Source organism: Fulvivirga imtechensis AK7 (assembly GCF_000331535.1).
GTDB classification, from domain to species: Bacteria; Bacteroidota; Bacteroidia; order Cytophagales; family Cyclobacteriaceae; genus Fulvivirga; species Fulvivirga imtechensis.
Genome location: NZ_AMZN01000047.1, coordinates 1 through 14,048, shown reverse-complemented (window position 1 = coordinate 14,048; position 14,048 = coordinate 1). Strand labels below are relative to the sequence as shown.

Annotated in this window: 13 protein-coding genes; 12 read left to right on the top strand and 1 reads right to left on the bottom strand. The window is 42.1% G+C overall.

What is annotated here, in order from left to right:
• Nucleotides 1–4: 4 nt before the first annotated feature.
• From C900_RS13730 to C900_RS13715, 4 genes are all read left to right on the top strand, one after another.
• A complete protein-coding gene (locus C900_RS13730; RefSeq protein ID WP_040496792.1) occupies nt 5–598 on the top strand; it encodes a hypothetical protein in 594 nt (197 codons plus the stop codon).
• Nucleotides 598–2,991 (top strand): tetratricopeptide repeat protein, encoded by a 2,394-nt coding sequence (locus tag C900_RS13725; protein WP_009580567.1) that lies wholly within the window; start codon nt 598–600, stop codon nt 2,989–2,991. The genes C900_RS13730 and C900_RS13725 overlap by 1 nt, the downstream gene beginning before the upstream one ends.
• Nucleotides 2,921–3,589: a CHAT domain-containing protein gene (locus C900_RS13720; RefSeq protein ID WP_157494027.1), complete on the top strand. Its 669-nt coding sequence runs from the start codon at nt 2,921–2,923 to the stop codon at nt 3,587–3,589. The genes C900_RS13725 and C900_RS13720 overlap by 71 nt, the downstream gene beginning before the upstream one ends.
• Nucleotides 3,590–3,674: 85 nt before the next feature.
• Nucleotides 3,675–4,754, top strand: a complete 1,080-nt coding sequence (locus C900_RS13715) for a hypothetical protein (protein WP_009580565.1) — start codon at nt 3,675–3,677, stop codon at nt 4,752–4,754.
• 121 nt (nt 4,755–4,875) lie between these two features.
• On the opposite strand, the gene C900_RS13710 is transcribed toward C900_RS13715, so the two are convergent.
• On the bottom strand, nt 4,876–5,295 hold the full coding sequence (locus C900_RS13710) for a nucleoside-diphosphate kinase (RefSeq protein ID WP_040496791.1): 420 nt from the start codon (nt 5,293–5,295) through the stop codon (nt 4,876–4,878).
• 191 nt (nt 5,296–5,486) lie between these two features.
• On the opposite strand from C900_RS13710, the gene C900_RS13705 reads away from it, so the two are divergent.
• From C900_RS13705 to C900_RS13665, 8 genes are all read left to right on the top strand, one after another.
• Nucleotides 5,487–6,515, top strand: coding sequence for a DHH family phosphoesterase (locus C900_RS13705; RefSeq protein ID WP_009580563.1), 1,029 nt, complete (start codon nt 5,487–5,489; stop codon nt 6,513–6,515).
• Nucleotides 6,516–7,469 (top strand): FKBP-type peptidyl-prolyl cis-trans isomerase, encoded by a 954-nt coding sequence (locus C900_RS13700; RefSeq protein WP_009580562.1) that lies wholly within the window; start codon nt 6,516–6,518, stop codon nt 7,467–7,469.
• A complete protein-coding gene (locus tag C900_RS28480; protein WP_009580561.1) occupies nt 7,456–8,316 on the top strand; it encodes an FKBP-type peptidyl-prolyl cis-trans isomerase in 861 nt (286 codons plus the stop codon). The genes C900_RS13700 and C900_RS28480 overlap by 14 nt, the downstream gene beginning before the upstream one ends.
• An 8-nt stretch (nt 8,317–8,324) precedes the next feature.
• Nucleotides 8,325–8,909, top strand: coding sequence for a non-canonical purine NTP diphosphatase (locus tag C900_RS13685; RefSeq protein WP_009580560.1), 585 nt, complete (start codon nt 8,325–8,327; stop codon nt 8,907–8,909).
• The gene (locus C900_RS13680; RefSeq protein WP_157494029.1) at nt 8,910–9,530 is read left to right on the top strand and encodes a uridine kinase family protein; all 621 of its coding nucleotides are present in this window, start codon (nt 8,910–8,912) and stop codon (nt 9,528–9,530) included.
• 51 nt (nt 9,531–9,581) lie between these two features.
• Entirely contained in the window at nt 9,582–9,944 is a 363-nt protein-coding gene (locus C900_RS13675; RefSeq protein ID WP_009580558.1) for a hypothetical protein, read from the top strand.
• Between the two features lie 102 nt (nt 9,945–10,046).
• A complete protein-coding gene (gene secDF, locus C900_RS13670) occupies nt 10,047–13,106 on the top strand; it encodes a protein translocase subunit SecDF (RefSeq protein WP_009580557.1) in 3,060 nt (1,019 codons plus the stop codon).
• Between the two features lie 245 nt (nt 13,107–13,351).
• Entirely contained in the window at nt 13,352–13,912 is a 561-nt protein-coding gene (locus C900_RS13665) for a transposase (protein WP_245558433.1), read from the top strand.
• Nucleotides 13,913–14,048 lie beyond the last annotated feature (136 nt).

Below are 14,048 nucleotides of genomic sequence, written 5' to 3'. Positions count from 1 at the left end.
ACCGATGCAAACCAAGCTAAACCAACTAGTTTTAATATTTATTGCGATCGTTGCCCTTAGTGGCTGTGAACCGGCAGAACCCACCACTACAAATTATTTTGTGCACACCTGTAGATCACAAGAAGATGCTAAAGCGTGCGATTTGAATGGTGATAGGTATTGTGAATGCTCAAGCGATTCGCAGTGTGAAAAGTATTGTGGCAATCATGAACTGGTCACGGCCTTGCTAAGTGTAGGAAGAGGAGGACGTATTTGTGGGATCATTCAGGGATGTATTCCTCCAGTTGATGTACGGATATTGAGGATCATATATTTTACTACATATCCGGCAGAATCCACGAGTGCCATAAGGAGTATGCAAACTTTAGCCGCAACTCGAAGCAATGGCGATGATATATTTGCAAAAGGAGTACTGGAAAAATATGATAAAGAAAGGCAGGAAGCCACCTTTAAATATGAGGTGGTTAATCCTCATCTTGCTGAACAGGAGTTGGTAATTGATTTCAAGGCTTTTATTACTGATGAAAAAGAGCAGATAAAAACACTGAACATGCAGACCGATCCTTTTCCAAAAGGCCACTTTATTGTAAAAAAATAATGATTTTCAATGTCAAATCAGTTAAATGTGGATATGATATCTACAAAAAGTCCGTGCAGTACGGACTTTTTGTCTTTTTAATATTTATCTCATCATTAGGCGTCAACGCTCAGGATTATTCAGATGAGAACACATTTATTGATGATGTGAATGCCATGATGGATCGGCATTATTTTGAAAATCCTGATAGTGCACTTTACTATCTAAATTTTTTTTTAAAAGAGGCCTATGAAAATGATTGGGAGAGGGGGTATCTGTTCGCATTAATTAATAAGGCCTATGTAGCTGAGCATCATTTCATGATCGATTCGTTGAATTCTTACCTGGACGAAGCGGATAGTATCGTGTATCATTATCAAAATGCAGGGGATAGCACCATCCTGGGTAACGAATTGGTGCGGGAGGTCTCGTACATGAGAGGTATGTACTACTACTACCAGGGTGATTTTTCAAATGCACTTGGTAACTTCAAACAGACAGTTTTTGATAATGGCGTATTGGTAATTTCTGATTCTCTACAAACCTTTAATAGCCTGGTAAATATATGTCAGCTCTCCATTATGGATGGCGACTATCAAAATGCTTTACAATACGTTGTGATGGCACGTCATGTACTTCCCGGATTTAATCCCAGTTATAATTCTGTACGGGATCATAGCTATCAATTGGCATTTATTGAGTCCGTACAGGCTAAGATATTATACCATCAAAATACCATACTACAAGAAGCCGAGGTATATCATGATGTAATAACGATTCTTAAGAATTCACTGACAAAATTAAATGGCAAAGAAAACACCCCGGGGGCTCATAATCTATATCTGAAGATATATACGCAACTGGCAGATGCATACATGGGTCTAGGTAGTTACGAGCGTGCATTGTCTGCTCTGGAAAAAGGTTTGAAATTGAGTAAACAGGCTGACCCTGAGCAGCAGATGAAGCTTCTGTTTGAGACAGCCAGCATCTATTTAAAAATGAATAACACAGACGCAGCACTGAAATACATTGAAAAGGGACAATTATTAGCCGGAAAGGGGGTTGACGGAGGCAATAGATTTAAAGCCCGTGCTTCATATGAAAAAGGTAATGTGTTTATGCTACAAAAAAAGTGGGAGAAAGCGCTGACAGCTTATCAAGATGCTCTGCAGTATCTGGCAGGAAGCACAGAAAGCGTAGGTATCTATGAAACACCACAGATAGGTACGGAGACGCTCGAGAGTGAATTTCTGAAAGTGATCCTTCTAAAGGCAGACAGTTTCTATGATTGGTATGTTAATGAGGGTGAGCCAAAGTATCTGCTTGCATCCATAGAGTCGTATGAACAAGCAGTCCGGCTCATTGACCATATCAGAATGGGTTTTCAAAGTGCGGAATCCAAGCAGTTCCTTGCCTCGGTAACGCTATCCACCTTCGAACGTGGACTTCAAGCCACTTTTGAGGCTTATGAAATCACCTCTGATCCCCTTTATCTGGAAAAGGCATTTTATTTTTCCGAAAAAAGCCGGGCCAGCCAGTTAATAGAGGCGGTAAGAGACATGTCATCAAAACTTTTTGCAGGTGTTCCTGATGCGCTTATTCATGAAGAAAACCAACTGAAGGGCCGAATTTATTACTGGCAACAAAGCCTGTTGGAGTTAAGCAATGAATCTGCGGTGAGAAAAGAAAGGCAACACCAACTACTACAAGCCCGTGAAAGATACCATGCACTTATTGAAACACTTGAAGCAATGTATCCGGAATATCATCGGTTGAAATACAAATCTTCAACATTAAGTACGGATCAGCTACAAAATGGATTGGAACCTGATGAGACGGTAATCGAATATTTTTATGGGGATAACGACCTGTACGTTTTCGGTATATCCAGGGATAAATCGATATTAAGGAAGATGTCCAATAAGACCCTGGATCAGCAACTTTTAGTCGCATTGAATGAACTTAAAAATCCACCTACTGCTGATTCGGCTTATCAGCATTACCTGAAAGTTAGTCATGGATTGTACCAAACACTGATTGAACCCTTAAAGGAGGTATTGCCAGCTTTAGGTGGGCGATTGCTCCTGATTAGTGACGGCTTACTTGGCTATTTTCCTTTTGAGACGCTCGTGGAATCCGAAAATGTGGATAAAGAAGGAACCCAGCCTGTTATGCTTTTAAATAAATATAGTGTTGGTTATGACTATTCTGTGTCTTTGATGAAGGAGAAGGAAAACATGACCAGGAGTAAAGGCAGTAATGACTACATGGGTTTTGCTCCCGAATATAGTGAGGGCCTACTTGCCATGAATGACAGGTCTTTTCTTTCAAAGCTTAAGTTTAATGACCAGGAGGTTAAGCAGGCTTATGCGTACTTTGGAGGCAAGATATTTTTTAAATCAGTCAGCCACTGAAAATAGCTTTCGCGACAATGCGGCTGAGGCCGCCATTTTGCATCTGTCAATGCACGCCCGTGTTGACGATTTGAACCCAAATTCTTCGGCCTTCTACTTTGCAGGCACTGAGGTCAGTACCGGTGAGGAAAATTACGGCAACGATAATATTTTACATCTATATGAGCTCTACAACATGCCGCTGAAGGCTAACCTGGTGGTGTTAAGCGCGTGTGAGACGGGTATTGGCAGGTACGCCAGGGGAGAAGGGATCATGAGCCTCGGCAGAGCATTTCAATTTGCAGGATGTCCGAGTGTAACCATGAGCTTATGGTCAGTGAATGACAGGTCATCAGCGGGTATTATGGAGAATTTCTTTTTTAATTTAAGTGAAGGCATGCGCAAAGATGAAGCCCTCCGGCAGGCCAAACTTTCTTTTATTAAAGACCCGCAGAATAAATACTTCGCACACCCATACTACTGGTCTGGCTTTACGCTGATGGGAGACCCTACACCCGTTGTAGAAAAGCATTATCCTACCTACACATTCCTTATAATAGCACTTCTGGCCCTGGTACTTATAGCAACAATGGCTTTTCGAAGATATCGCAGAGCATAGCATTTTCTTTTTTCAAAAACAGTTGGAATGCGGTAACGAAGTGCACTGCCGTTACACTAATCATAAACGCTAAAACCAATTTATTATGAAAAAACGAAATAAAAGATCGCTGAATTATTTGCCAGGCTTTGTTATGGCAGTGCTTGTTCTCTTTATGAATGCATGTCAGGAGGAGGTGTTCGACCGGCCAGGAGATAAACCGGTGAGCCAGGAAACGCACCAGGTAATCAAAGGCTCAGATGATACCAGATTTGGAAGGGGGATATGTTTTCCGGTGGTAGACCCCGGGCGTATTGTCAGAGGCCCTTTACACATAGAATGTGTTAACCAATGGGGGGCATGTAATACTTATTATGAAAAGTGTATCCCGTGGCTAGACCCATGTGCTATCGTGCCTTGTGGTATCGAGTGGAGAGATCCGTGGATCATATATGAAAAATTTCATATCAATCCTGAATTATTTGGTTCATTACGCGATGCTGCCCAGATACAGATCGATCCTTCAAGCACGGCAGCTTATTTCCCGGTAAATGCCGATGTGCTGGGCGTTCAGTTTTACAAAGAATGGTCGCATATGGTGTCTAAGGGAAATCTGCATCTTCGCACTACTATGCTCCTGGACGAGGAGAGTGTGAAAGATTATGAGCTCAATGGAAATGCTATTCCTGCGGGTGTATATCCTGTTGTGTATAATGAAAAGAATGGCACTTTCAATGCCTTTACCTCAGTCATGAAGTTTCCTTTAAAGTATGAAAATCCAGTGGCTAAGATCATTCCTGAATATTTTAAAGGCTCGCTGAACGAAATGTTTGCTCAGTTTCAATTGGAAGAGCAGGTCAATTCGGTTGTGGTAGAAACCGAGATAGAAAGAAGGTATATTGAGCCAAATTACTCAAACAAGAAGTATGGTACATACATTTTTTCCGGTAATGGATTCGATTTGGACATGATCTTTTATGGAGACCCTGATCCGGAACCGAATATTGCTTATGGAGATCCCACGCCTCAACCCAACAAGGTATGGCTCGATAAGTCGGTATGGCTGGATGCTAAAATTGCGGATTACGTAGGTATTAAACCCTTTGAGCTGAAGCCGGAAAACCTGCACCAGGTTTTTGATGAGAAGGAGAATGTATTGAGGGTGACGATCTTACGTGCTAATTAGTGTTTGTAGAAAACTCTAAGTGGCGTTTTCTTAGAGACACTAATTAGCAGTTAAGGTAAAGATATCATTTCGGCCAAAGGAAGTTTCCCTGAGGTCGAGATGATACCTTAATAGAAGCTTCTTAGAATTTTTCTACGTCAGCGAAGAAAAATCTGCCTTCGATCTCTGCATTCTCATCAGAATCAGAGCCGTGGATGGCATTAGCCTCAATAGATTTTGCAAAAAGTTTTCTGATAGTGCCCTCTGCGGCATCCTGAGGGTTAGTGGCCCCGATCAGCTTCCTGAAATCTTCAACAGCATTGTCTTTTTCCAGGATCATAGGCACAATCGGTCCTGATGACATATAGTTAGTAAGATCCTGATAGAAAGGGCGTTCTTTATGAACAGCATAAAACTGTCCTGCTCTTTCTTTAGACATATAGGTTTTTTTCATTGCTACAATTTTAAAACCTGCTTCTTCTATCATTTTTATGATAGCGCCCGTATTTCCGGCACCTACGGCATCAGGTTTTATCATTGTGAAGGTTCTGTTTCCAGCCATAATTTATTGCGTTTTTTGAATTTTCCGCAAAAATAGAAGAATATTTCTTAATTAATGGATCAGGCCGTGGTAAATGTTATGCATACAGATAATCTGACACCCCGCTTTTGTATTTGATATATTTTATTATCAATTTTGCCGTTTATTAAAAACGGAAGCCTCCCTTACAGAGGGTGGCAGTTAATGAAGGAATGCAGAATCTGGAAGCTTTTAAAACGCTCATCAGTAGTCCTAAAAAAGTGGTGATCACAACTCACCACAAGCCGGATGCCGATGCTTTGGGATCCTCGCTGGGGCTGGCGGGTTATTTGAAGAAAAAAGGGCACGATGTGGCAGTCATAACCCCAACTGATTATCCCAATTTCCTTGCGTGGATGAAGGGAAATGATGAAGTGATCATTTTCAACGAGGGGAATGAAGATAAATCCGAAGGACTTGTAAATAATGCAGATATGATCTTCTGCCTTGATTTTTCAAGCCTGAACCGGATCAATGAACTGGGAGAGATGGTGAGAAATACCGAGTGCACTAAAGTGCTGATAGACCATCATCTTGAGCCGGAAGACTTTGCTGATTTCATTTATTGGAGTACCGGCGCAGCGGCTACAGCCGAACTGGTGTATGACCTGATCGTGGATCTGGGTGACAAAAATCTGATCGATAAAGATATTGCAGAGAGCCTTTATGCGGGAATAATGACCGATACAGGCAGCTTTAAGCACCCCAACACCACACGTAATGTATTTATGGTATGTGCTGAACTCACAACCCTCGGAGCTGATACGGCAAAAGTATCTAAGCTGGTGTACGACACCAACTCATTAGATAAGGTGAAATTCCTAGGCTTTGCTCTGAATGAAAAGCTAAAAGTACTGGAGGATTATAATACTGCTTATTTTGCTATATCTGCAGAAGAACTCAAGAGGTTTAACTCTAAAACCGGTGACACTGAAGGGTTAGTGAACTATGCTTTGTCAATAGAGGGAATAAAATTTGCAGCGGTGATCATAGACCGCACGGAATCCGTGAAGATGTCGTTCCGCTCTATTGGTGATTTTTCAGTGAATGAATTTGCCAAAAAACATTTTGAGGGAGGGGGACATAAAAATGCAGCCGGAGGTAAATCAGACACGACCCTGGAGGAAACAGTAAATAAATTTGAGAGTGTTCTCAAAGAATATAAAAGTGAATTAAGTACGAAAATTAAAACCTACGCATAAATGATCAACACATTAAGAATTTTTGTTGCAATAGCTATAGTGGCAGTTTTGCAATCGTGCGGCAGCAAGGAGCGCAAAACAGAATCAGGCCTTGCTTATACCATGATAAAAGAAGGTGAGGGTGGACCTGTGGAAGATGGCCAGTACATATTAATGAACATGCAATATAAAGATGAAACCGACTCTGTATGGATGAATACCGCCGATAATGGTATTCCGGTAATAGTACCCAAAAACGATTCCGTATGGAAAGCCAATGAGGGAAGTATTGAGCAAATTTTCAATGAACTAAAAAAAGGAGACAGTGTCACTTTTAGCATTAGTGTTGAAGATTTTTTCGCCAATTCCGTGAAAGCTGATCTGCCTCCAAATGTAAACAAGGAAAGCACGCTTACTTTTAACCTGGGGGTAGCTGACGTGCTCAACCAGGATGAAATAATGGCGTGGCAGCAGGAAATGATGAAGAAGCAACAACAAAAACAAGAGGCTGATGCTACCAAACAACTGACTGAAGATGTAGCTATCATTGAAGAGTACCTGAAGGAAAATGGCATTGAAGCTCAGAAAACAGAATCTGGTATATTTTATACCATGGAGAAAGAAGGCACTGGCGAGCAGGCTGCTGCAGGTGATATGGTAAAAGTAAACTACGTAGGAAGAATACTTAACGGCCCATACTTCGACACCAGCTACAAAGAGGTGGCTCAGAAGGAGGATATTTATGATGAAAGAAGAGAGCCTTATGAACCACTTGAATTCAAACTAGGTCAAGGGCAGATGATCAGAGGCTGGGATGAAGGTATTCCCCTTTTAAAAGAAGGCGGTAAAGCTACTTTGTATATTCCTTCACCCTTGGCATATGGACCTCGTCAGAGAAGCGCTGAGATCGTGCCTAATTCTATTCTTGTATTTGATGTGGAGTTGGTGGATGTTGTAAAAGATGAAAACAATTAAGCAATTATTACTTGTCATAGCGCTTGGCTCCGTATTTTTTCTGTTAGGATGTAATTCCGATGACAATGCTTTTAATGAGCAGGATCAATATTTTAAGGAACTGAAGGATATTGATGCTTACCTTTCGGAAAATGGCATTCAGGCAAATACGGATGAGCAAACAGGTATAAGATATGTAATAGAAGATCAGGGAGAAGGCTTAATGCCCTATATTCTGGATTCGGTCACAATCAGCTACACCGAAAAATTACTTGCGAATGGAACCGTGGTAGGTAGTGAGAGCAGTGTAAAAAGATCATGGGGCTCTTTAATAGCGGGTATCCAGCTCCCTCTTCTGAAAATTCAGGAAGGTGGCACAGCCACAGCTTACGTGCCTTCTTTTTATGCCTACGGTCAGGGCGGTACAGGGAATGTACCTGCCAATGCTACACTTATCATTGAAGTGGAACTGGTAGAGATCCACTCCAGGCAGTTGAAAAAGGACATTGCTATCATTGATGACTCACTTGATGCCTGGGGAATAACAGCCACCAAACACCCTAGTGGTATCAGATATATTCTTGATCAGGGCTCAGGAGATAGCCCGAAATACGAAAATAATGTGACGGTAAACTATCATGGGCGTCTGCTTGGAAGCAAGGTGAATTTCGATTCAGGAACCAACAAAACCTTCTCACTGAGAGGCCTTATAGGCGGCTGGCAGGTAATCTTACCTTTAGTCAAAGAGGGTGGTTCGGTTACCATGTATTTACCATCACCTTTTGGCTATGGAAAAACGGGCTCGGGGCAAAGCATACCTCCTAATTCAAATCTTATGTTTGAAGTGGACCTCATAGAGGTAAAATAGTAGCAATAATGAAGATCTGTTTTGCCACTAACAATGTCAATAAACTTAATGAAATACAACAGTTGTTGCCTGAAGGCTTAACCTTGGTTAGCCTTCAGGAAATAGGCTGTACTGAAGAGTTACGGGAGGATCAACTGACATTAGAGGGCAATTCACACCAAAAGGCAGAATACGTCTTCCAAAAATATAATATTCCCTGCTTTGCTGATGATACGGGCCTCGAGGTATTTGCCCTTGACGGAGAGCCGGGGGTGTATTCAGCACGATATGCCGGAGAGGGAAGAAATAATGAAGACAATATTTCACTGCTGCTCAAAAAGCTGGAATCCTTTGACAACAGGGGCGCTCAGTTCAGAACAGTGATCACTCTTATAGCAGAGGGCAACATAAAACAGTTTGAAGGCGTAGTGAAAGGAGAGGTCATCCGGGAAAAAGCAGGAGGTGATGGCTTCGGCTATGATCCGGTATTTAAACCCGAGGGTTATGACAAAACCTTCGCCCAGATGACCATGGCCGAAAAAAATGAGATCAGCCATCGCGGTATTGCCGTCAGGAAATTGGTCGACTATATATCAACCCATTATAAGAGTTAAATCGTGAATCCATTTGTTATTGGAATTACAGGAGGCAGCGCTTCCGGCAAAACAACTTTTTTAAAAAGCCTGCTCGACCATTTCAACCCTAAAGATATTTGCCTTATTTCGCAGGATAATTATTACCTGCCGCTGGAGCAGCAGATACTGGATGAAAATGGGATCAAGAATTTTGATACACCACAATCCATAGATGCTGCAGCTTTTGCCGATGACGTGAAAAAGATCAAAAACGGCCAGGCGTTCTCACGGTTGGAATATACTTTTGAAAATGCCGATCTGGTGCCAAAAATGCTCCATTTCAATCCAGCGCCTATTGTGGTGATAGAAGGCCTGTTTGTAATGCACTTTCCTGAGATCAGCGATCTGCTAGATTTAAAATTATTTATTTCTGCCAAAAACCATATTAAGCTTAAGAGGAGAATAGTAAGAGACCAGATTGAGCGGGGCTATGACCTTGAAGACACCCTATACCGGTTTGAAAAACATGTAATGCCTACCTATGAGCGCTATCTTGAGCCACTGAAGGACGAGGCAGACATGGTGATCCCGAATAACAGAAGCTTTCATACCGCTTTGGATGTACTTTGCGGCTTCCTTAAATCTAAGATTAATAAATAAAGTTCATTTCTTGTTTTGTAGGTGATTATCGCTACTTTTGTAGGCTCTGAAATGAAAAAGCTAGGGAAAATATCAAGATATAAGCAGACCATAGGTATATGCTTTGGCATATTAGCCGCTGTGGTTATTTTGGTATCCCAGTCATGCTATTACAACTTTCTTGCTAATGAAGAAGCCAAGGTGAACACCGAGGTAAACGATCAGAAAGGAGAGCCAAAGCATGACGTACTCACGATCAGCAAAGATGCGGTGGCCTCTGTAGTGCAATACACGATTTCACATGCCCTGCACTTTATTGCTGAGATCTATTTAGAAAACACAGACGAAGTAGAGATTGCTATTGACCAGGAAGTCGATTTCAATGCCTACTTTAAGACACTCTTTCGGTTGATCATAGCACCGAACGCTCCCTAATATTTCCTTTTTACTCCGGGAAGTTACTTTTATCACCCAGTGTATAGGTGTATGCCAATACAAAACTAATTCTAAAGACTTTAACTTAAATTTTTATTCAAAATGCGAAATAAAGGTGCGGTTGTTTTTTTAACAATCATCATTACATTGCTTTGCATCTACTATCTGTCGTTCACCTTTGTGGCACGCGGTATACAGCAAGATGCTATTAAGTTTGCTACCAGCGAGACTGGTGTTATAGATTTGCAAAAAAAGCAGGCTTATCTTGATTCTATTTATAATCTGCCGGTATATAATCTGTTTGGAGCAGAGTATACCTATAAAGAAGTGAAAGACACCGAGCTCAGTCTTGGTCTCGATTTGCAGGGAGGTATGCAGGTAACGCTGGAGGTTTCCCCTGTTGATATTATTAAAGGCCTGAGTGGCAACAGTCAGGACGCTGACTTTCAGAAAGCGCTCGAAATGGCCAAAGTAAAGCAAAAGACCAGCCAGACACGCTTTGGCGAATTGTTCCATCAGTCTTACCAGGAAGTAACGGACAAGCCTTTAGCGGGTATCTTTGCTACCGCGGCTAACCGTGGCCGCATCAGCAGAAGTGACAGTGACCAGGCGGTGATGGACATTATCAATAAGGAAATTGAAGATGCTATCGAACGTTCTTTCATTATTTTGAGAACCAGGATTGACCAGTTTGGTACATCTCAGCCTAATATTCAGCGACTGCCCGGTACAGGTAGAATTCAGATCGAAATTCCCGGTGCCGACAATCCTGAGCGTGTAAGAAAGCTTTTGCAGGGGGTAGCTAAGCTGGAATTCTGGGAAGTAGCAGAATTGAATGAGATCAACAATTCCCTGATGGCTATCAATGATATGCTGGTAAAGGAGCAGCAGGCAGCCAGGAAGCTGAAGGGATCAGATCTGAAAACAGAAGTAGAAAGTGAGCAGGGAGTGCCTCAGGACCAGGAAGAAGATCTTGCTGATGCCCTTTCGGGAGAAGATTCTGAAGTGGATACTACTGATGGAGATCTTGATGCAGCTCTGGGAAGCGATGCTGCAGATGGTGACCGACTGGATTCGCTGATGAATGATAATGTCTCCCCTTTATTTGCACTTACCAAGGCAGGCGGAGGACTGGTATATGATGTGCGAGACACTGCCGTAATAGGGAAAATACTGAGAAGAAGTGAAGTACGGTCTCTTTTGTCACGGACGGTGAAGCCCCTTTGGGACGTAAAACCTACTGTTAACGAGCAAACAGGAGAGGAGCTTTTACAGCTTTATTTTGTAAGAACAGGCCGTGGTGGCAATGCTAAGCTTACAGGTGAGGTGATCACAGATGCCCGTCAGGACCTCGATCAGTTCAGCCGTCCTGCTGTGAGCATGCAGATGAATGCTTTGGGCACAAGAGTATGGGCTAAAATGACTGCCGATGCTGCTAATCAGACACCGAAGGGAAGAATTGCTATTGTGTTGGATAACCTGATATATTCTGCTCCATACGTGAATGGAGAAATACCAAATGGTAGCTCTCAAATATCCGGTAACTTCACCATTGAAGAAGCAAAGGATTTGGCCAATATACTGAAAGCCGGCTCTCTTCCGGCCCCTACAAGGATAGTTGAGGAAGCTATTGTAGGTCCTACCTTGGGTAAGGTGGCACAGAATCAGGGTATCATTTCTATTGTATCAGGCTTAGTAGTGGTGGTGCTTTTCATGGTAGCCTACTACGCCAAAGGGGGCATTGTGGCCAATATTGCGCTGGTATTCAACATCTTCTTTATTTTGGGTATCCTGGCACAGTTCAATGCCTCCCTTACCCTTCCTGGTATTGCGGGTATCGTACTTACCATAGGTATGTCTATTGATGCCAACGTACTGATCTTCGAAAGGATCAGGGAGGAGTTAAGAAATGGAGTGAAGCTTCGTGCTGCTGTTACTGATGGTTATAAAAAGGCATTCAGCTCAATTGTTGATGCTAACGTTACTACATTCCTGACCGCTGTGATACTGTACGTTTTAGGGCAGGGACCTGTAAAAGGTTTCGCCATTACCCTGATGATCGGTATTGCCTGCTCGTTCTTCACAGCAGTATATATTACCAGGGTAATTGTAGAATGGATGGTGAGAAAAGGAGATGAGACGAAGGTATCATTCAGTACCCCATTCTCTTCTAACCTGCTGTCTAATCTGAATATCGACTTCATGGGCCGCAGAAGAATGGCTTACATGATATCCGGTATTGTAATAGTGATCGGTTTGGCGCTTGTAGCTATCCAGGGACTTAATATGGGTGTGGATTTCAAAGGTGGAAGATCTTATATTGTCAACTTTCAGAATCCTGTAGTGGCTACCGATATGAAACTGGCTTTGGGCAAAGTGTTTGAGGGCGCAGGTACCGAGGTGAAAAACTATGATGGTAATAACAACATAAAAGTAACTACGTCTTACATGGTGGATGATGAGTCAGATACAGCCGATGATGAGGTAAAAAATGCTTTGATCAGTGGGATTGAATCATTCACCGGCCAGAAGTATGTATCAACCGCATCACAGATGGGTGCCGAGCATTTCACTATCTCAGGCTCATCAAAAGTGGGAGCCACTATCGCGGATGATATTAAGACAGCATCTATGGAAGCGGGTATTTTCTCCGTTGTTGTCATCTTCCTTTACATCCTGATCAGGTTTAGAAAATGGCAGTTCAGTACGGGTGCCATTGTTGCTGTGGTACACGATACATTGTTCGTATTTTCTGCATTTGCTATTGCAGGGCTGTTGGGTATTAATTTTGAGATAGATCAGGTATTTGTGGCGGCCTTGCTGACCATTATCGGTTATTCTATCAACGATACCGTGGTGGTTTTTGACAGGATACGTGAATACCTGAACCTGGGGACCAGTAGCGACAAGATCAAGATCTTCAACTCAGCTATCAACACCACCCTGAACAGAACAATGATGACCTCTTTGACCACTATGATTGTGGTATTGATCCTTTTCATCTTCGGTGGAGAGGTGCTGAGAGGCTTCTCTTTCGCCCTGTTGATAGGTATACTAGTGGGTACTTATTCATCCATCTTCATCGCTTCTCCCGTGGTGATTGACCTGGATAAGAAGAAGCCCATTTCAGAATCTGAAAAGAAGAAAGCTGTCGTGGCATAAACTATTCTTATCTTAAATATTAAAAAGGGCTGCAACGAAAGTTGCAGCCCTTTTTCTGTGTGTCTCTCCCTTGGTACGTGTCCTCACGTACCAATTAAACCTTTACTACTACCTTGGTACGTGTCCTCACGTACCAATTAAACTACTACTACCAATTAAACATCCTCACGTATCCAATGCCTATACCTGGCCAATAATTCAACAAATTTTTTCAAAACCCATCTCATTTTTATACTTTCAAACATATGAATAATGATGTATCTGAATACAAACGAAAATCATATATAGAGCTTGACGTCATCTACTTTTGGACAGCCACAATAAATAAATGGCAGTGCTTAATGCATGATGACAGGTATAAGGATGTAATTATCAGCTCATTGGCCCATCTGAGTGGTAAAGGAAAAATCGATGTTTTTGCATTTGTAGTGATGCCCAACCACATTCATCTGATATGGAGGATGAATGAGATGAACGGGAAGGAAAGTGCTCATGGCTCGTTTTTGAAGTTTACAGCTCATGAATTCAAGAAGATGCAGAAAATGGAGAACCTTGGTGGATTGGCATCATTTAAAGTAGAGGCCATAAACAAGAACTACGAATTTTGGCAAAGAGATTCTCTTGCCGTCCCGCTGTATTCAAAAAAAATGGCTTTGCAAAAACTGGATTACATTCATAACAATCCGCTGCAAGAACGTTGGAATTTAGCTGCTGATCCATCCGATTACAAATATTCATCAGCCGCATTTTATGAAAAGGGAGAAAATACTTTTCCTTTTTTGAAGCATTTGCTAGATGAATTTTGATGTGGGTTAATGGTTCGTGAGGACACGAACCATTGCACAAGAAAGAATATAATGCTTTATCTTCAACCCCCTTGTTACCCCCCCCTTGGTACGTGTCCTCACGTACCAATTAAACTACCAATTAAACTACTCCTTG

What these genes read in the sequence shown, in the direction of transcription:
- C900_RS13705 (WP_009580563.1), top strand. Translation starts at nt 5,487, where the DNA reads ATGCAGAATCTGGAAGCTTTTAAAACGCTCATCAGTAGTCCTAAAAAA.
- C900_RS13725 (WP_009580567.1), top strand. Translation starts at nt 598, where the DNA reads ATGATTTTCAATGTCAAATCAGTTAAATGTGGATATGATATCTACAAA.
- secDF (WP_009580557.1), top strand. Translation starts at nt 10,047, where the DNA reads ATGCGAAATAAAGGTGCGGTTGTTTTTTTAACAATCATCATTACATTG.
- C900_RS13730 (WP_040496792.1), top strand. Translation starts at nt 5, where the DNA reads ATGCAAACCAAGCTAAACCAACTAGTTTTAATATTTATTGCGATCGTT.
- C900_RS13675 (WP_009580558.1), top strand. Translation starts at nt 9,582, where the DNA reads ATGAAAAAGCTAGGGAAAATATCAAGATATAAGCAGACCATAGGTATA.
- C900_RS13685 (WP_009580560.1), top strand. Translation starts at nt 8,325, where the DNA reads ATGAAGATCTGTTTTGCCACTAACAATGTCAATAAACTTAATGAAATA.
- C900_RS13710 (WP_040496791.1), bottom strand. Translation starts at nt 5,295, where the DNA reads ATGGCTGGAAACAGAACCTTCACAATGATAAAACCTGATGCCGTAGGT.
- C900_RS13665 (WP_245558433.1), top strand. Translation starts at nt 13,352, where the DNA reads ATGAATAATGATGTATCTGAATACAAACGAAAATCATATATAGAGCTT.
- C900_RS13715 (WP_009580565.1), top strand. Translation starts at nt 3,675, where the DNA reads ATGAAAAAACGAAATAAAAGATCGCTGAATTATTTGCCAGGCTTTGTT.
- C900_RS13720 (WP_157494027.1), top strand. Translation starts at nt 2,921, where the DNA reads ATGACCAGGAGGTTAAGCAGGCTTATGCGTACTTTGGAGGCAAGATAT.
- C900_RS13700 (WP_009580562.1), top strand. Translation starts at nt 6,516, where the DNA reads ATGATCAACACATTAAGAATTTTTGTTGCAATAGCTATAGTGGCAGTT.
- C900_RS28480 (WP_009580561.1), top strand. Translation starts at nt 7,456, where the DNA reads ATGAAAACAATTAAGCAATTATTACTTGTCATAGCGCTTGGCTCCGTA.